The organism is Cellulomonas sp. P4_B5_2 (assembly GCF_056402235.1).
Genome location: NZ_JBFUHU010000148.1, coordinates 1 through 16920 on the forward strand (window position 1 = coordinate 1; position 16920 = coordinate 16920).

Annotated in this window: 17 protein-coding genes and 1 pseudogene; 7 read left to right on the forward strand and 11 right to left on the reverse strand. The window is 72.6% G+C overall.

What is annotated here, in order from left to right; all coding sequences use genetic code 11:
- Nucleotides 1-191 precede the first annotated feature (191 nt).
- Nucleotides 192-1183 (reverse strand): annotated as a pseudogene (locus AC1DUQ_RS11995) (mannose-1-phosphate guanylyltransferase).
- Nucleotides 1184-1360: 177 nt separating this feature from the next.
- Here AC1DUQ_RS11995 and sdhC point away from each other — a divergent pair.
- The 5 genes from sdhC to AC1DUQ_RS12020 are packed head-to-tail and all read left to right on the forward strand — an operon-like array spanning nt 1361 to nt 5640.
- A complete protein-coding gene (sdhC, locus tag AC1DUQ_RS12000; RefSeq protein WP_421736062.1) occupies nt 1361-1750 on the forward strand; it encodes a succinate dehydrogenase, cytochrome b556 subunit in 390 nt (129 codons plus the stop codon).
- Nucleotides 1750-2211, forward strand: a complete 462-nt coding sequence (sdhD, locus tag AC1DUQ_RS12005; RefSeq protein ID WP_057207982.1) for a succinate dehydrogenase, hydrophobic membrane anchor protein — start codon at nt 1750-1752, stop codon at nt 2209-2211. The genes sdhC and sdhD overlap by 1 nt, the downstream gene beginning before the upstream one ends.
- A 36-nt stretch (nt 2212-2247) precedes the next feature.
- Nucleotides 2248-4098: a succinate dehydrogenase flavoprotein subunit gene (gene sdhA, locus AC1DUQ_RS12010; protein ID WP_477060309.1), complete on the forward strand. Its 1851-nt coding sequence runs from the start codon at nt 2248-2250 to the stop codon at nt 4096-4098.
- Complete coding sequence (locus AC1DUQ_RS12015) at nt 4098-4859, forward strand: succinate dehydrogenase iron-sulfur subunit (protein ID WP_057207985.1); 762 nt, start codon at nt 4098-4100, stop codon at nt 4857-4859. The genes sdhA and AC1DUQ_RS12015 overlap by 1 nt, the downstream gene beginning before the upstream one ends.
- 7 nt (nt 4860-4866) lie before the next feature.
- Nucleotides 4867-5640, forward strand: a complete 774-nt coding sequence (locus tag AC1DUQ_RS12020; RefSeq protein WP_477073859.1) for a phosphotransferase — start codon at nt 4867-4869, stop codon at nt 5638-5640.
- Between the two features lie 4 nt (nt 5641-5644).
- Here the strand turns inward: AC1DUQ_RS12020 and AC1DUQ_RS12025 are convergent, their stop codons facing one another.
- From AC1DUQ_RS12025 to sigE, 8 genes are all read right to left on the reverse strand, one after another.
- Entirely contained in the window at nt 5645-6571 is a 927-nt protein-coding gene (locus AC1DUQ_RS12025) for a YihY/virulence factor BrkB family protein (protein ID WP_477060307.1), read from the reverse strand.
- Nucleotides 6572-6580: 9 nt separating this feature from the next.
- Nucleotides 6581-7540, reverse strand: a complete 960-nt coding sequence (locus AC1DUQ_RS12030; protein ID WP_477073860.1) for a YihY/virulence factor BrkB family protein — start codon at nt 7538-7540, stop codon at nt 6581-6583.
- 9 nt (nt 7541-7549) lie between these two features.
- The gene (locus AC1DUQ_RS12035; protein ID WP_477060305.1) at nt 7550-8122 is read right to left on the reverse strand and encodes a 2'-5' RNA ligase family protein; all 573 of its coding nucleotides are present in this window, start codon (nt 8120-8122) and stop codon (nt 7550-7552) included.
- Complete coding sequence (trpS, locus tag AC1DUQ_RS12040) at nt 8119-9159, reverse strand: tryptophan--tRNA ligase (RefSeq protein WP_477060304.1); 1041 nt, start codon at nt 9157-9159, stop codon at nt 8119-8121. Before trpS ends, AC1DUQ_RS12035 begins: the two co-directional genes overlap by 4 nt.
- 79 nt (nt 9160-9238) lie before the next feature.
- Nucleotides 9239-9628, reverse strand: coding sequence for a twin-arginine translocase TatA/TatE family subunit (locus AC1DUQ_RS12045; RefSeq protein WP_477060303.1), 390 nt, complete (start codon nt 9626-9628; stop codon nt 9239-9241).
- A 37-nt stretch (nt 9629-9665) separates the two neighbouring features.
- Nucleotides 9666-11189 carry a S1C family serine protease gene (locus AC1DUQ_RS12050; protein WP_477060302.1) on the reverse strand — a complete coding sequence of 508 codons (1524 nt, stop codon included), beginning with the start codon at nt 11187-11189 and terminating at the stop codon, nt 9666-9668.
- Nucleotides 11186-12166 (reverse strand): zf-HC2 domain-containing protein, encoded by a 981-nt coding sequence (locus AC1DUQ_RS12055; protein ID WP_477060301.1) that lies wholly within the window; start codon nt 12164-12166, stop codon nt 11186-11188. The genes AC1DUQ_RS12050 and AC1DUQ_RS12055 overlap by 4 nt, the downstream gene beginning before the upstream one ends.
- The gene (sigE, locus tag AC1DUQ_RS12060) at nt 12163-12732 is read right to left on the reverse strand and encodes an RNA polymerase sigma factor SigE (RefSeq protein ID WP_421740579.1); all 570 of its coding nucleotides are present in this window, start codon (nt 12730-12732) and stop codon (nt 12163-12165) included. Before sigE ends, AC1DUQ_RS12055 begins: the two co-directional genes overlap by 4 nt.
- Nucleotides 12733-12932: 200 nt before the next feature.
- On the opposite strand from sigE, the gene AC1DUQ_RS12065 reads away from it, so the two are divergent.
- The gene (locus AC1DUQ_RS12065; protein ID WP_477060814.1) at nt 12933-13565 is read left to right on the forward strand and encodes an O-methyltransferase; all 633 of its coding nucleotides are present in this window, start codon (nt 12933-12935) and stop codon (nt 13563-13565) included.
- On the opposite strand, the gene AC1DUQ_RS12070 is transcribed toward AC1DUQ_RS12065, so the two are convergent.
- Nucleotides 13555-14706 carry an epoxide hydrolase family protein gene (locus tag AC1DUQ_RS12070; protein WP_477073861.1) on the reverse strand — a complete coding sequence of 384 codons (1152 nt, stop codon included), beginning with the start codon at nt 14704-14706 and terminating at the stop codon, nt 13555-13557. The two genes, AC1DUQ_RS12065 and AC1DUQ_RS12070, sit on opposite strands and share 11 nt — an antisense overlap.
- Nucleotides 14707-14883: 177 nt before the next feature.
- On the opposite strand from AC1DUQ_RS12070, the gene AC1DUQ_RS12075 reads away from it, so the two are divergent.
- Nucleotides 14884-15696, forward strand: coding sequence for an alpha/beta hydrolase family protein (locus AC1DUQ_RS12075; RefSeq protein WP_477073862.1), 813 nt, complete (start codon nt 14884-14886; stop codon nt 15694-15696).
- A gap of 56 nt (nt 15697-15752) precedes the next feature.
- On the opposite strand, the gene AC1DUQ_RS12080 is transcribed toward AC1DUQ_RS12075, so the two are convergent.
- The coding region (locus AC1DUQ_RS12080) for a leucyl aminopeptidase family protein (protein ID WP_477073863.1) at nt 15753-16920 on the reverse strand (1168 nt) is incomplete at its 5' end.

Below are 16920 nucleotides of genomic sequence, written 5' to 3' on the forward strand. Positions count from 1 at the left end.
GGCGTGCAGGTCGCGGCGGACGGCGGCGAGCTCGTCGCGCAGCTCCGCGACCAGGGCAGCGAGCCGGGCCGACACGGGATCGGTGGGGTCGGGTCGCAGGCTGGTCAGGGGGGCGACGACGGGATCGGGGTGAGCAGAGGACACGCTTCGACCCTAGCCGCGACCGCCCGGACCAGCGGCGGGTGTCCGCRTCAGAGCAGGTCCTCGCGGCCGCGCGCCCGCCAGGCGTCCACCGCGGACTTGACCGCCTGGGCGTGCGCGAGCGTGGTCACCAGCACCGCGTCGGGGGTGTCGACCACCACCGCGCCCGGCAGCCCGACCACCGACACGGTGCGGCCCGTCCGGGGCACGACGAACGCACCGTCCGAGTCGATGCGCAGGACGACGCCCTCGTCGCCGAGGGTGTCGCCCGGCAGCAGCGCGGCGAGCGACTCGAAGTCGCCGACGTCGTCCCACGAGAAGTCCCCCGGCACGACGGCCACTCCCCCGGCGGCGGCGACCGGCTCCGCGATCGCGTGGTCGATCGCGATCTTGGTCAGCCCCGGCCAGACGCGCTCGAGCACCTCCGCGCGGCCCGGCCCGTCCCACGCGGCCGCGATCTCCTGCAGGCCGGCGGCGAGCGTCGGCAGCTGCGTCGTCAGGTGGTCCAGCAGCACGCGCGCCCGGACCAGGAACATGCCGGCGTTCCAGCGGTACTCGCCGGTGGCCAGGTACGCGGTCGCGGTCTCGGCGTCGGGCTTCTCGGTGAACCCGGCGGCGTGCGCGACGCTCGGAGCCTCGTCCAGGCCCAGCGACGCGCCCGACCGGACGTACCCGAAGGCGGTCGACGGACCGGTCGCGGCGACTCGCCGTGCCGCTCGAGCAGGACCGCGGCAGCCAGCCCGATCGCCGCCATCGAGTCGCGCGGCGAGGGCTCGGCCAGCACGTCGTCGGCCCCGACCTCGGGCAGCTGTCCCTCGACGGTCTCCGCGTGCCGCGCCCCCGTCACCACGAGCACGCCCCCCGCCCCCGTGAGCGGGAGCAGCCGGTCGACCGTCGCCTGCAGCAGGGTGCGCCCCGAACCGGTCAGGTCGAGCAGGAACTTCGGGTGGCCGGCACGGGACAGAGGCCACAGGCGCGTGCCCGCACCGCCCGCCGGGACGACGGCGTGGAATCCGGGGATCGCGCGGGCCAGGGTCGACATGGGGGTCAGGGTAACGAGGCCCGGGTTGTGCAATACCTCACAGCAGGGGCCTAAGGACCCTTGCCGAGCGGTTGCGTACTGATCGGTTCACTACAGTTGGGGCGACAAGGACGCCGTCGTCCGAACCTCTGATCCGCCAGGAGGCCCCCAGTGCCTGCAGCGCCCGCTCCGAGCGGAGTGCCGGCCACCCGCAAGGTGCCCGCCGGAACGCTCTACCGAGGGCGCGAAGGCATGTGGTCCTGGGTCGCCCACCGCGTCACCGGTGTCGCGATCTTCTTCTTCCTCCTCGTGCACGTGCTCGACACCTCGCTCGTGCGCGTGTCGCCCGAGGCCTACAACGACGTGATCGGCACGTACAAGAACCCGATCATGGGGCTCGGCGAGGCCGGGCTCGTGGCCGCCATCGTGTTCCACGCGTTCAACGGCATCCGGATCATCCTGGTGGACTTCTGGGCCAAGGGCCCCAAGTACCAGCGCGTGATGCTCTGGGTGGTGATGGGCCTGTTCGTCCTGACCATGGCCGGCTTCCTGCCCCGTCACCTCATGCACGTGTTCGGAGGCGAGTGATGACCACGATCGCCGACCCGAAGGCCCCGCGTCCCCCGAAGCCCCGCCCGGCCCGCCTCACCACCCGCGGCAACACCGAGCTCTACGGCTGGGTGTTCATGCGCGCGTCCGGCGTGATCCTCGTCGTCCTGATCTTCGGGCACCTGTTCGTCAACCTGGTCGCCGGTGAGGGCATCTCCGCGATCGACTTCGGCTTCGTCGCCGGCAAGTGGGCGTCACCGTTCTGGCAGATCTGGGACCTGCTGATGCTCTGGCTCGCGATGATCCACGGCACCAACGGCGTGCGGACGATCATCAACGACTACGCGGAGCGCGACGGCGTGCGGCTCGCTCTCAAGGCGTCGCTGTACCTCGCGTTCGTGGTGGTCGTCGTGCTCGGCACGCTCGTGATCTTCACGTTCGACCCGTGCCCGGCGGGCTCCCCCGCGGACCTGCTGCCCTCGTTCTGCACCACGGCCTGACGCTCTCCCCTCAGAAACAGGAAGGCATCGACCCCGATGCAGACCCACCAGTACGACGTCGTGATCGTCGGCGCGGGCGGCGCCGGCATGCGCGCGGCCCTGGAGTCCTCGACGCGCGTGCGCACGGCCGTCATCTCCAAGCTCTACCCGACGCGCTCCCACACGGGCGCGGCGCAGGGCGGCATGTGCGCCGCGCTGGCCAACGTCGAGGAGGACAACTGGGAGTGGCACACGTTCGACACCGTCAAAGGCGGTGACTACCTGGTGGACCAGGACGCCGCCGAGGTCATGGCCAAGGAGGCCATCGACGCGGTGCTCGACCTGGAGAAGATGGGCCTGCCGTTCAACCGCACGCCCGAGGGCAAGATCGACCAGCGCCGGTTCGGCGGGCACACGCGCAACCACGGCGAGGCGGCCGTGCGCCGGTCCTGCTACGCCGCGGACCGCACGGGCCACATGATCCTGCAGACGCTCTACCAGCAGTGCGTGAAGAACGACGTCGAGTTCTTCAACGAGTTCTACGTGCTCGACCTGCTGGTGGACCACGACCTCGCGGCCGGGCACGTGCCGGACGGCGAGGAGGTCAACGTCTCGGGCGTCGTCGCCTACGAGCTGGCCACCGGCGAGATCCACGTGTTCCAGGCCAAGTCCGTGGTCCTGGCCACCGGCGGCGCCGGGAAGATCTACAAGACGACCTCCAACGCGCACACCCTCACGGGCGACGGCATGGCGCTGGCGTACCGCCGCGGCATCCCGCTGGAGGACATGGAGTTCTTCCAGTTCCACCCGACCGGCCTGGCCGGGCTCGGCATCCTCCTGTCGGAGGCCGCGCGTGGCGAGGGTGGCATCCTGCGCAACTCCGAGGGTGAGCGCTTCATGGAGCGCTACGCCCCGACCATCAAGGACCTGGCGCCTCGCGACATCGTCGCCCGGTCCATGGCCAACGAGGTGCGCGAGGGCCGCGGCGCCGGTCCCAACAAGGACTACGTGCTGCTCGACCTCACGCACCTCGAGCCCGCGCACATCGACGCCAAGCTCCCGGACATCACCGAGTTCGCGCGGACGTACCTGGGCATCGAGCCGTACACCGAGCCCGTGCCCGTCTACCCGACGGCCCACTACGCGATGGGTGGCATCCCCACCAACATCGAGGCCGAGGTGCTGCGCAACTCCACCGACGTCATCCGCGGCCTGTACGCGGCCGGCGAGGTCGCGTGCGTGAGCGTGCACGGCTCCAACCGCCTGGGCACCAACTCGCTGCTCGACATCAACGTGTTCGGCAAGCGCGCCGGGATCTCGGCCGCCAAGTACGCCCTGACCGCGTCGTTCCAGGAGCTCCCCGAGGATCCCGCCGCCACGGTCGTCGCCGGCCTGGAGGAGATCCGCACCCGTCCCGACGGCGAGCGCGTGGCGGACATCCGCAAGGCGCTGCAGGAGTCGATGGACCTCAACGCGCAGGTGTTCCGCACGTCGGAGTCGCTGATCCAGGCGCTCGACGACATCAAGGACCTGCACAAGCGGTTCCGCCGGGTGTCGGTGCAGGACAAGAGCACGATGTTCAACACCGACCTGCTCGAGGCCGTGGAGCTGGGCTTCCTGCTCGACATCGCGGAGACGGTCGTCGTCGGCGCCCTCAACCGCGAGGAGTCCCGCGGCGGGCACTTCCGCGAGGACTTCCCGGACCGCGACGACAAGGGCTACATGCGCCACACCATGGCCTACCGGCGCCCGCTGCCCGTCAAGGGGCACCGCCTGTGGGGCACCGAGGGCGACGGTGACCACAAGGGCTCGTTCGCGCACACGACGCTGTTCGAGGACTACCAGCTCGTGCTGGGTTCCAAGCCCGTCACGATGACCCGCTACCAGCCGATGGAGCGTAAGTACTGATGACCGCCACGCTCGACGCGCCCTCGGCCGCTCCCGTGATCCCGTCCTTCGACGTCACGCTCAAGATCCGGCGCTACCTGCCGGACGACGGCGCCGGCGCACCGGAGCCGTACTGGGACGAGTTCACAGTCCGCGCCCACGGCACCGACCGCGTGCTCGACGCGCTGCACAAGGTGAAGTGGGAGGAGGACGGCTCGCTGACGTTCCGCCGCTCCTGCGCCCACGGCGTCTGCGGCTCCGACGCGATGCGGATCAACGGCCGCAACCGGCTGGCCTGCAAGACGCTCCTCAAGGACCTGGACCCCAGCAAGCCGATCATCATCGAGCCCATCAAGGGCCTCCCGGTGATCAAGGACCTCGTCGTCGACATGGAGCCGTTCTTCGCCTCCTACCGCGAGATCATGCCGTTCCTCATCACCACCGGGAACGAGCCCACCAAGGAGCGCCTGCAGAGCGCCGAGCAGCGCGAGCGGTTCGACGACACCACCAAGTGCATCCTCTGCGCCGCGTGCACCTCGTCGTGCCCGGTGTTCTGGACCGACGGTCAGTACTTCGGCCCCGCCGCGATCGTCAACGCGCACCGGTTCATCTTCGACAGCCGCGACGAGGGTGGCGCCCAGCGCCTCGAGATCCTCAACGACAAGGAGGGCGTGTGGCGCTGCCGCACGACCTTCAACTGCACCGAGGCGTGCCCGCGTGGCATCGAGGTCACCAAGGCGATCCAGGAAGTGAAGCGCGCGATGATCACGCGCGCCTTCTGATCCCCTCGTGACCTCCGACGGCACCGTCGACGAGATCCCGCTGCCCGGGGGCAACGTCGGCGGGGCCGTCCGCGTCGGGGACACCGTCCGCCGCCCGACCGGCCCGTGGACACCCGCGGTGCACGAGCTGCTCGACTTCCTGGCCGCCGCGGGACTCCCCCGCATCCCCCGGGTGCTCGGCATCGACGAGCGCGACCGCGAGATCCTCACGTTCCTGCCAGGCCGCGTGCTGGACATCGGCCGCGAGACGCTCAGCGACGCCCAGGTCCGGTCGGCCATGCACTGGCTGCGCGAGTACCACGCCACCGTCGCGGGCTTCCCGCGGGACAGCCGTCGGTGGCGGTTCGTCGAGCGCGCGCTCGAGCCGGGCGAGATCGTCTGCCACCACGACTCCGCGATGTACAACATGGCGTTCGACGGGGACGAGCTGGCGGGCGTCTTCGACTGGGACGTCGCCGGCCCCGGCATCCCGCTGGACGACGTGGCGATGTTCACCTGGAACAGCGCGGTCCTGTTCCCCGACGCCGACGCCGGCGAGGTCGCGCACGTCCTGCGCACGATCGCGGACGGCTACGGCGACCTGGACCCGCACGCGGTCCTCGACCACGTGATCACCCGCATGACGGACGCGGCCGACCGCATCGCGGCCGCGCAGGCGGCGGGAGACCCGGGGATGCTGCGGCTGGGCGAGGTCGGTGAGCCCGCGAGCACCCGCGCACGCCTGAGGGTGCTCGCGTCGCGTCTGCCGGAGCTCCACGCCGCGCTGGACGCCGCGCGCTGACGGCTCAGGCCGGCGTCCCCGGGGGCTCGACGTACGGAGGATCCGCGGTCCAGGCGGCCGCGAGCAGCATGATCCGCGCGATCAGGTTGACCCACACCAGGAGCGTGACGAGCACGGCGACCGAGGTGAACAGCGGGTTCTTGCTCACGCTCCCCGCCACGACCGTCGTGCCGAGCGTCCGCACGACTCCGAGGCCGGTTGCCGCGATCAGCGCGCCCCGGAACAGGTCGCGCCGCGGCGGATGCTCCGCGGCCAGCACCGTGACGACGAGCACGAAGAGCGCGACGTCGATGGCGAAGGCGACGAGGATGCCGAGCGCCCGGACCACGACGGTGGTCAGCCCGTCCCAGCCGAGGGCGTCGAGGATCCAGGACGCCACCGTCCCGAGGCCTGTGGTGAGCGTCGCCGACAGCAGCACGGCGAACGCCATCCCGACGAACCCGCCGAGGTCGCGCGCCTTGCCGAGCATCGGGTTGCCGCCGAGCTCCGTCGCGAACATCGCGCGCACCGACCTGCGCAGAGCCGTCATCGCGGCGATCGCGCTGAGCAGCAGCACCACGACGGCGACGATGCCCGCGACGGTCAGGTTGGTGGACAGCTCGAGCACCTCCGGGTCGATCGCGCCCTGGCCGTCCCCGGTGTCGAGCAGGTGCGGGTACGTGGTGTCGACGGCCTTCAGCACCCTCTCGCGCAGCTCGTCGTTGTCGCCGAGCACCGCGACGAACGCCGTGTAGCTGATGGTCAGCGCGGCGAACACGGAGAACAGCGCCGCGTAGGCGATGCCGCCCGACAGGACACCGCCGCTGCGGGCACGGAAGCGCGCATTCGCCCGACCGGGTCGGGTGTGCTTCCACCACACGAACAGCGCCCTGCCCCGCGCAGCCGGCGACGGTGCACCGACCACTCCGCCTGCGACCTCGTCGGCTGCCATGCGCCGACCCTAGGTCGGCGCGACGATCCGGGCGATCAGGTTGATCCAGACCAGCAGCGTGACGATGACCGCGACCGAGGTGAACAGCGGGTTCTTGCCCACGCTGCCGGCCACCACCGAGGTGCCGAGGATCCGCACGATCCCGATGCCCGTGGCCGCGATGACCGCGCCCCAGCGCAGGTCCCACCACGCCGGGCGCTCGCCCGCGAGGACCCACACGATGAGCAGGAACGTCGCCGCATCGATGACGAACGCGACGAGGATGCCCAGCACGCGCGCCACGACCGTCGCCGCGCTCCCCCAGCCGAGCGAGTCGAGGATCCACGACGCCGCACTGGCCACGCCCGTGGTCACGAGCGCCGAGAGCAGCACCGCGAACGCCATGCCCGCGAAGCCGCCCAGCTCGCGGGCCTTGCCGAGCACCGCGTTCCCGCCCGCGCCCACCTCGGCGAACATCGCCCGCACCGCCGTGCGCAGGGCTGCCATCGCCGCGATCGCGCTGAGCAGCAGCACGACGACCGCCACGATGCCGGTGACGGTCAGTCCGCCGCTGAGCTCGAGCGAGTCGGGGTCGATCATCCCGCTGCTGCCGTCACCGGTGTCGATGAGCCCCGGCAGGGACGCGTTCACCGAGTCGAGGACCTTCTGCCGCAGCTCGTCGTTCCCGCCGAGCACCGCCATGAACACCGTGTAGCCGATGGTCAGGGCGGCGAAGACCGAGAACAGCGCCGCGTAGGCGATCCCACCGGTGAGCACACCACCGCCCCGGGCGCCGAACCGGGCGTTCGCGCGGGCCGGTCGGGTGCGCTGCCACCACGCGAGCAGCGCCTTCGCCTTCTGGATCAACGACTGCTTCGGCCCCCGCTCCACCGGGTCCGGCGACGTCGCCACGGCGCGGGCGTGGGCGGCTCCGGCACCGACGGCGGGGCTCGTCTCGTCCGCCTGCGCGGAGGTCCCGTCGGCTGCCATGACCCGACCCTAGGTCGCGGTGATGACCCCGGCATCCGCGGGAGAACCGGTGAGGCTGAAGTCACGCGCGGGCCGCCACACGCCGTCGTCGCCGTGGGCGTAGCTGTGGAAGCTGTCGACGACGAACGAGGCGTCGAAGTCGGCCATGCCCTCGAACGCGGCGTCCAGCTGCTCGTCGGGCACCTCGTGCGCGACGGTCACGTGCGGGTGGTACCGGAACCTGAGCTCCTGGGTCAGCACCCCCGACCGCACGCTGCGCTCGAGCGCCTCGCACCCGTCGGCACCCTCGGTGACCTGGACGAACACGACGGGCGACACCGGCCGGAACGTGGCGGTGCCGCGCAGGCGGAGGACGAACGGGGCATGGTGCTGCGCGATCGTCGCCAGGTGCTCGTCGACCGGCACGATCTCGCCGTGATCGATCACGGTCGGCCCCAGCAGCGTGATGTGCGGCGGGATGAACTGCGCCCACGGGTCACCGAACCGCGCGCGGGCGGCCTGCAGCACCGACCCGTACGGCTCGGGCACCGTGATGGCGACGCCGATCCGGACCTGGTCGCCGGACCGTTCCGGCAGCCTCACGCGCCCACCCGGGCGCGCGTGCGACGCGGCAGCAGACCGCTGCGGTCGTAGAGCCGCTCGAGCGTGCCGGCGGCGAGCTCGCTGGCGCGGTCCGCACCGTCCGCCAGGACGTCGTCGAGCGTCGCGGGGTCCGACAGGTAGCCGTGCACGCGGGCCTGGAACGGGGTGAGGAAGTCGACCACCACGGTGGCCAGGTCCACCTTGAGGTCGCCGTAGCCCTTCCCCGCGTAGTCGGCCTCGAGCGCCGGGATCTCCCGGCCGGTCAGGGCCGAGTAGATGGTGAGCAGGTTGGAGACCCCGGGCTTGTGCTCGGGGTCGAACCGGATCTCGCGCTCGGCGTCCGTGACGGCCGACCTGATCCGCTTGGCCACCACCTTCGGGTCGTCCAGCAGCTCGATGAGACCGTTCGGGCTCTCGGCCGACTTGCTCATCTTGGCCGTCGGGTCCTGCAGGTCGTAGATCTTGGCGGTGGCCTTGACGATGTGCGGCTCCGGCACGACGACCGTGTCCGGGCCGAACCGCGCGTTCAGCCGCTGCGCCAGGTCCCGGGTGAGCTCCAGGTGCTGGCGCTGGTCCTCACCCACGGGGACGAGGTTGGTGTCGTAGAGCAGGATGTCCGCSGCCATSAGGACCGGGTAGGTGAACAGSCCGACGGTGGTGCCCTCGGTCCCGTGCTTGCCGGACTTGTCCTTGAACTGCGTCATCCGGTTGGCCTCGCCGAACGCCGTGTGGCACGAGAGCAACCAGGCCAGCTCCGCGTGCTCAGGCACCTGCGACTGCACGAACAGGATCGAGCGCGCGGGGTCCACGCCGGCCGCCAGGTACTGCGCGGCGGTGCGACGCGTGCGGTCGCGCAGGACGGACGGGTCCGGGCTCACCGTGAGCGCGTGCAGGTCGACGACGCAGTAGATGGCGTCGTGCTCCTCCTGCAGGGCGACCCACTGGGTCAGCGCACCCAGGTAGTTGCCCAGCTGGAGGGAGTCGGAGGTGGGCTGCATCCCGGAGAAGATGCGCGACTGCTGCGGCGCCAAGACCATCGGACCATTCTGTCAGGGCGGGAGGACCCGTCGTGCCGGGTGCCGTCCCGGTGGAGGGGGGCGAGATCGGGAGCCGGCGTCAGGTGGCCTCGTCGTCGTACGGCGTCGGCTGGGGCGGGGGCCCGGAGGCCGCAGCCCCGCCGGTGGCTGCGCGGGCTGCGGCGGCGCCGGTCACCGGGCGGGTGGCCGGCGTGCTCACGCGCCGCACGGGCGGGTCGTCCTCGAGGAGCGCGTCACGCACGATCCGGCGGGGGTCGTACTTGCGGGGATCCAGCGCGGCCCAGTCGACGTCGCCGACCTCGTCGCCCAGCTCCTCGTCCACGCGCGCTTTCGCGTCTCGCACGAACTGGCGGCCGCGGCGCACCCACTGACCGAGCTGCTCGGCATAGCCGGGCAGCCGCTCGGGGCCGATGACCAGCGCGGCGACGACGAGCAGCACCAGCAGCTCACCGCCGTTGATCCCGAACACCGGGTCAGAGTACCCCCGCGCGCTGAGCCCCCCGGGGTCAGTCCGTGGGCGACTCGTCCAGCTTCACGCGGACGTCGCGCTCGCTGGAGCCGCTGCGCACGTGGAGCACGATCGTGTCTCCCGGCGTCCGCGCGCGGATGGCCACGATCAGCTCGTCGGGGTCGGTGACGGGGCGTCCGTCGATGGCCAGGATGACGTCGCCGGGGTGGATGCCGGCGCGCTCGGCAGGACCGTTCGCCGTGACCGGCTGCCGGTCCTCCTGCGCGTCCGACGAGACCTGGACACCCTCGCCCGTGTACCGCTGGTCGAGCAGCACCCCGATGATCGGGTACGTCGCGCGCCCCGTCTCGATGAGCTGGTCGGACGTGCGCCGCACCTGGTTCGACGGGATCGCGAACCCCAGCCCGATGCTCCCGCCGACGAGCGACGTGGACCCCGGGGGCTGCGCGATCGCCGAGTTGATCCCGATGACCTCGCCCGCCGCGTTGACCAACGGGCCGCCGGAGTTGCCCGGGTTGATCGCGGCGTCGGTCTGGATCGCGTTGATGAACGCCTGGTCGTCCGGGTCCTCGGAGTCGCCCGCCGAGACCGGCCGGTTGAGCGCGCTGACGATGCCGGTGGTCACGGTCCCCGCCAGGCCGAGCGGCGCCCCGACCGCGACGACGGCGTCGCCGACCACGACCTGGTCGGAGTCACCCAGGAGCAGCGGCGTCAGGCCCTGCACCGCCACCTTGAGCACGGCGAGGTCGTAGTCGGCAGTCCGACCGACGACCGACGCCTCCTGCTCGCTGCCGTCGACGAACGTCACGGTGATGGTGGTGGCCGCGTCGTCCGCCTGCGCGATCACGTGGTTGTTGGTCACCAGGTAGCCGTCGCCGCGGAGCACGAACCCCGAGCCCGTGGCGCTGCCCTCCGGACCGTCGACCTGGATGGAGACGACGCTCGGGAGCACCCCGGCCGCGATCCCCGCCACCGACTCGGGCGACCGCACGATGGTGTTCGAGCCCGCGGCGGCGACCGGCAGCCCCGCGTCGGCCAGGTGGTCGTCCTCGCCCAGCCGGGAGCCGACGACCCCGCCGATCGCCCCGGCGGCGAGCGCGAGCACGAGGAGGGGCACCAGCCAGGCGGCCGAGAGCGTGCGGCGGCGCTTGCGGTGCAGGACGACGGTGTGGGGCACGCCGCTCGTCCCGGGTGCGGGCTCCTGCGTGGGAGGCGTCATCGCGTACGGGACCCCCGCCCAGTGGTCCGGGGCGGGCTGCGGCGCGGGCGTGCCGTACGGGTTCGGCGGCGCGAAGGGCGAGGTCGGCACCGAGCCGTGGGGCACCGACCAGTGCGTTCCCGGGGGGTGGACCTGCTCGGGGGCCGCGGCGGGGCGCGGGCTGCTGGTCGGAGCCGCCTCGGGCTCGGCCGGGCTCGGCGCTCGGTCCTGCGCGGTGGGCGTGCCGGGCGTCGGGGGCAGCGGTCGGCGGCCCGACGGCGACGCGAACGGGCTCTCGGTCCGGTCTGCCGGCGCCTCTCCGCCGGGCACCGCGACGGGCTGCGCGTCGTCGGGGGTGGTCATGGCCGTTCGAGCGCTCCTGTCACCGTGGCCCAGCCGCGCGTGATGCGCGCCGGTACGCCGTCGTCGAAGGCGCCGCCCGGAAAGGCTCCCACAAGTGTCGCGGTGGAGTCCGAGGACTGCGAGCCGACCACCTGCACGACCGTCCCGTCCGCCTGCCACACGACGTGCCACGGCTCGAACGAGAGCACGTAGACCTCACGTCCACCGACCTCGGCGGTCGGCGCACCGGCCAGCGCGGTCGTGTCGAGGCGGCCCTGCTGCTCGGTGACCACGAGCGAGGTGTCGTCCGGTCCGAGCACGTCGATCTCAAGCACCCGGGAGTCGTCGCCGGACCAGCGCACCGCGGTGACCGACCAGCCGTCGGGCAGCTCGGACGGGAACGACCAGGCGTGCGACCGCAGCCACGTGACGGTGTCGCCCGCGCTGTCGGCGACGGGCACGGTCGACGAACCCAGGTCGCCTGCCGAGGACGGGTCCACGGTGATCGCCTGGCCGAGCAGGCCGAGGTCCACCCCGGGGTGCATGGTGGGCACCACGTCGGGACGCTCGCCGAGCACGAAGAGCATCGCCGCGACCGCACCGACGCCCGCCATCGAGCCAGCCGCGATGCGCACGGACGACCGCCGGTGCCCCACGTCACCGCGCAGCGAGCCACCCGAGCGCCAACCCCGGCTGCCGAGGCCGCCGCTGGCGACGCCGTAGGACGCGAGCTCGTCGCGGGACTGCCGCACCGGGGGCGCGAAGAGGTCCGACGCCACCGGGTCGGTGCCGCACCCGAGGGAGAGGAGGCGCGCGGTCAGGTCGGGCGCAGGGGCGACCTCGTCGGCGGAGGCGAGGGCACGGCGGGCTGCGCGGGATGCGGTCAGCTCGGCGGAGCACTCGGGGCAGACGGCGACGTGCGCGAGGGCCTTCTCGGTCTCCGCCACCGAGAGCTGCCCGTCGACAAGCGCGCTGATCCGCGACCCGAGGTGGCTCATCCGAGGACCGTCAGCGGGGACTCGTCGGTGAAGGCGTGCGGCGCGCGGTGCTCGAGGGACACGCGCAGCCGCGCGCGGGCGCGGTGGATGCGCGAGCGGACGGTGCCCAGCTTGATGCCGAGCGTGACGGCGATCTCCTCGTAGGAGAGGCCCTCGATGTCGCAGAGGACGACGGCGGCGCGGTACTCCGGCGCCAGGTCGTCGAGGGCCCGCTGGATGTCCAGGTCGAGGTTGCCGTGCTCGAACGCGCGCTCGGGGGCGCCCAGCTGGTCGCCCGAGGCGTACCGCTCAGCGTCCTCGCCCATGGCGTCCATGCGGATGCGCTGCTTGCGGCGTGCCTGGTCGAGGAAGAGGTTGGTGGTGATGCGGTGCAGCCAGCCCTCGAACGTGCCGGGCGTGTAGGAGTGCAGCGAGCGGAACACCCGGACGAACGTCTCCTGCGTGAGGTCCTCGGCGTCGTGCTTGTTGCCCGTGAGCCGGTAGGCCAGCCGGTACACCCGTGCGGAGTGGTCGCGGACGATCTCCTCCCATGACGGTGCCTGCCAGGCGGCGGGCTGGGTGCTCATGGGGTCGGTCTCCTCGGTGCGTGCCATCGTGCTCCAGTGTCCCAGGTGGAACTGTGAGCCTCGAACGGTAGGAACGCCCACGGCGGGCGAGAAGTTCCGCCGGTAGCGGAGGCGCCCGCCTCCCGCATCGGTCGCGAGGGCGCGACTACGCTTGCCGACGACCGCCGGACCACCTTCGTCATCCGCCCCAGGAGGCAGCCATCTCCACCGACAAGGCCCAGAGCTGGGTCTACTGCGAGGAGTTCCTGCAGGAGGACGACATCGTGCTGCGCGCCCGCGAGCGCGCCGCGCAGCTGGGGTGCACCCCCGTCCTGCCCGGGTCCGGCGCCGCCCTGAGCGTGCTGGCGGCCGCCGTCGCCGCCCGCGCCGTCGTCGAGATCGGCACCGGCGCCGGCGTCGGCTCCCTGTACCTGCTGCGCGGCATGCCCGCCGACGGCGTGCTCACCACCATCGACCTCGAGGTCGAGCACCAGCGCGCCGCCAAGGAGGCGTTCGCCGAGGAGCGCGTCAAGCCCACCCGCACACGCACCATCTCCGGCCGCGCCCTCGACGTCGTGCCCCGCCTCACCGACGGCGGCTACGACCTCGTGTTCATCGACGCCGACAAGGAGAACTACCCCGGCTACGTCGAGCAGGCCGTGCGCCTGCTCCGGCCCGGCGGCGTGCTCGCGGTCGACAACGCCCTCTGGCACGACCGGGTGGCGGACCCCGCGCGCCGCGACGAGACCACGACCACCATCCGCGAGGTCGGCCGGATCGTCCGCGCCGACGACCGCCTGCTGCCGGCGCTGCTGCCCACCGGCGACGGGCTGCTGGTCGCGGTCAAGCGCTGACGCGGTACGGCCGGAAGAAGTCGCGGAGCTCCTGCGCGTAGAGCTCGGGCTCCTCGATCGGCGCGAAGTGCCCGCCGCGCGGCGGCTCGGTGACCCGGACGACGTTCGCCGTGCGGTCCAGCCACGCCCGCGGCGGCCGGACGAGGTCGCCGGGGAACAGCGAGAACCCGGACGGCACCTCGACCCGTCGGGCGTGCTGCTCCACCGGGATCGCCGAGTTGGCGCGGTACATCCGCATCGACGAGCCGATCGTGCCGGTGAGCCAGTAGATGGTCAGGTTGGTGAGGATCTCGTCCGCCGTGAGTCGGCGGTCGCTCCAGGACCGGAGCTTCTCGACGATCCACGCGGCGAGCCCCGCCGGTGAGTCCGTGAGGCCGACGGCTGCGGTCTGCGGCTTGGTGCGGTGCATCGCCGCGTACGCGCCCTCCGACCCGCMCCACGCGGCGGCACCCGCGAGGAAGTCGCGCTCCTCGGGCGTGAGGATCGACGGGTCTCCGGTGAAGACCGGCAGGCCTCCGTCGGTGCGGTGGACGGCGACGACACGGTCGGGATGGTCCAGTGCGAGGAAGCGGCTCACCCCGCTGCCGATGTCGCCGCCCGCGGCCCCGAACCGCTCGTAGCCGAGCACCGTCATGAGCTCCGCCCACAGGCCGGCCACGGCGACCGTGTCGAGCGCCGGACCGGTCGGGCGGTCGGAGTAGCCGTAGCCCGGCATGTCCGGGACCACCACGTCGAACGCGTCCGCGGGGTCGCCGCCGTGCGCGCCCGGGTCGGTGAGCAGCGGGATCACCTGGCTGTACCGCCAGAACGAGTCCGGCCAGCCGTGGCTGAGGACCAGCGGTAGAACAGGCCCGGTCGGCGCGACCGCGCGGGCGTGCACGTAGTGGATCCCGAGCCCGCCGATCCGGACCCGGAAGTGCGGCAGCCGGGCGAGCTCCGCTTCCTGCGCCGGCCAGTCGAAGCCGTCCGGCCAGTACGAGACCAGCTCGCGCAGGTACGCGACGTCGGTCCCGAGCGCCCAGCCCGCGTCGTCGGGTGCATCCGGCCAGCGCGTCGCGCGCAGGCGGGTGCGCAGGTCCGCCAGCGCGTCCGGGGCGGTGTGCAGGGTGAACGGCTCGGGGCGGGGCGTCACGTCCGGCATGCCGTCAGCCTAGGGCGGCGATCCGCAGTGCTAGGGGATGTGACACGAGCAAGAGGAGCGCGATGCCAAGTGGCGTCGGCCGGTGCTACCGTGGCAAAACCGACCGGTCGGTTTGTACGCTCACCACCTGCGGGTCTCGTCCGTCCGCGGGCTCCATCCAAGAGAGGACACACCGTCGTGACATCTCTGAGCTCGTGGCGCCGAGCCGTCGCCACCGCACTCCTGACCACCACGCTCGTCGCCGGGAGCATCGCCGCTCCGGCCGTCGCCGCGGACAACCCGTACCAGCGGGGCCCGGAGCCCAGCAGGACCAGCATCGAGGCCGCCCGCGGCCCGTTCGCCGTCGCGCAGACCTCGGTCTCCCGGTACGTCGTGACCGGGTTCGGCGGAGGCACCGTCTACTACCCCACCGACCAGTCCCAGGGCACGTTCGGCGCGGTCGTCGTCTCGCCCGGCTACACCGCGCGGCAGTCGAGCATCGCGTGGCTCGGTCCGCGTCTCGCGTCGCAGGGCTTCGTCGTGTTCACCATCGACACGACGACCGTCTACGACCAGCCGGCCTCCCGCGGCGACCAGCTGCTCGCCGCCGCCGACTACCTGACCCGGCGGAGCTCCGTCACCGGTCGTGTCGACGCCGCCCGGGTGGCCGTCATGGGCCACTCCATGGGGACACCGTGGAACGCGGACAAGACCTGGCCGGAGGTCACGACGCCGACCCTGGTGATCGGCGCGGAGAGCGACTCCATCGCCCCTGTGGCGTCGCACGCGCGGCCGTTCTACCAGACGCTCCCGGCATCCACGCCGCGCACCTACCTCGAGCTGCGCGGGGCGAGCCACTTCGCCCCGAACTCCGCGAACACCGCGATCGCGTCGTCGTCGATCTCCTGGCTCAAGCGGTTCGTCGACAACGACGCCCGGTACACGCAGTTCCTCTGCCCGGGACCGTCCGGCTCGGCGTACTCCGCGGTGAGCACGAGCTGCCCGTTCTGACCCGCAGGGCCGTGCACCCCGTGCCGTGACGAGACCCGTCACGGTGCGGGGTGCCCTCAGCGCAGGTCGTCGAGGTACCGCAGCAGGAGGCGCGCCCCGACGCCGGTCGCGCCCTCGGTGACCTCGTGCTTGTCGGAGGTCGAGCGCGCGGGTCCGGCGATGTCGAGGTGGGCCCAGGTGCGCGCCCCGACGAAGTGCCGCAGGAACAGCGCCGCCGTGATCGACCCGCCGCCGATGTGCTTGTCGACCGGCACGTGCCGCAGGTCGGCGACCTCGGAGTGCACCGCCTCCTCGTACTCCTCGACGAGCGGCATGTGCCACGCCAGCTCGCCGGAGGCGTCGGCCGCCGCGAGGAGCGAGGAGACCAGCTCGTCGTCGGCGGAGTAGAGCGCGGCGTGCTGCTTGCCGAGGCCCAGGGTCGCGGCGCCGGTGAGCGTGGCGACGTCGATGAGCACGTCGGGGTCCAGGGTGGCGTCCGCCCAGGCCAGCGCGTCGGCGAGGACCAGCCGGCCCTCGGCGTCGGTGTTGGCGATCTCGACGGTCGTGCCGCCCCACATCGTCAGGACGTCACCGGGGCGGTACGAGGCTCCACCGAAGTGGTTCTCGGCGAGGGGCAGCACCGCCGTGACCCGGTGGGCGACACCCGCGGCGGCCGCACCGAGCACCGTGGCCAGCGCGACGGCGGCACCGGTCATGTCGGTCTTCATCGGGACCATGCCCTCGCGCGGCTTGATCGATAGGCCGCCCGTGTCGAAGGTGATCCCCTTGCCGACGACGACGACGTGCTTGCCGCCGGCGTTCGACGGCGTGTACGAGACGGTGACCAGCCTGGGCGACGACGCCGACCCGGCGCCGACCGCGAGGATGCCGCCGAAGCCCTCGGCCGTCAGCTCGCGCGGGCTGCGGACCGTGACCTCGAGGCCGGCCTTCGTCGCCAGGCGCTTGGCCTGGTCCGCCAGCCACGCCGGGGTCTTGGTGCTGGCCGGGGTGGTGGCCAGGTCCCGGACCAGCCACGTGGCGGTCGCCGCAGTGTGCCCCTCCGCGACCGCGGCGGCGGGTCGCATGCCGTCGCGCCCGAGCAGGACGAGCTCCGCCGCCCCGCGCGCCGGGGTGTCCGAGGTGGCCGCCGTCGGCGGGACGTAGGCGGCGAGCAGGTAGCCCTCGGCGACCGCGCGGGCAGCCGTGGCAGCCGTCGAGTCGTCCTGGGCGGCCTCGGCCCCGAGG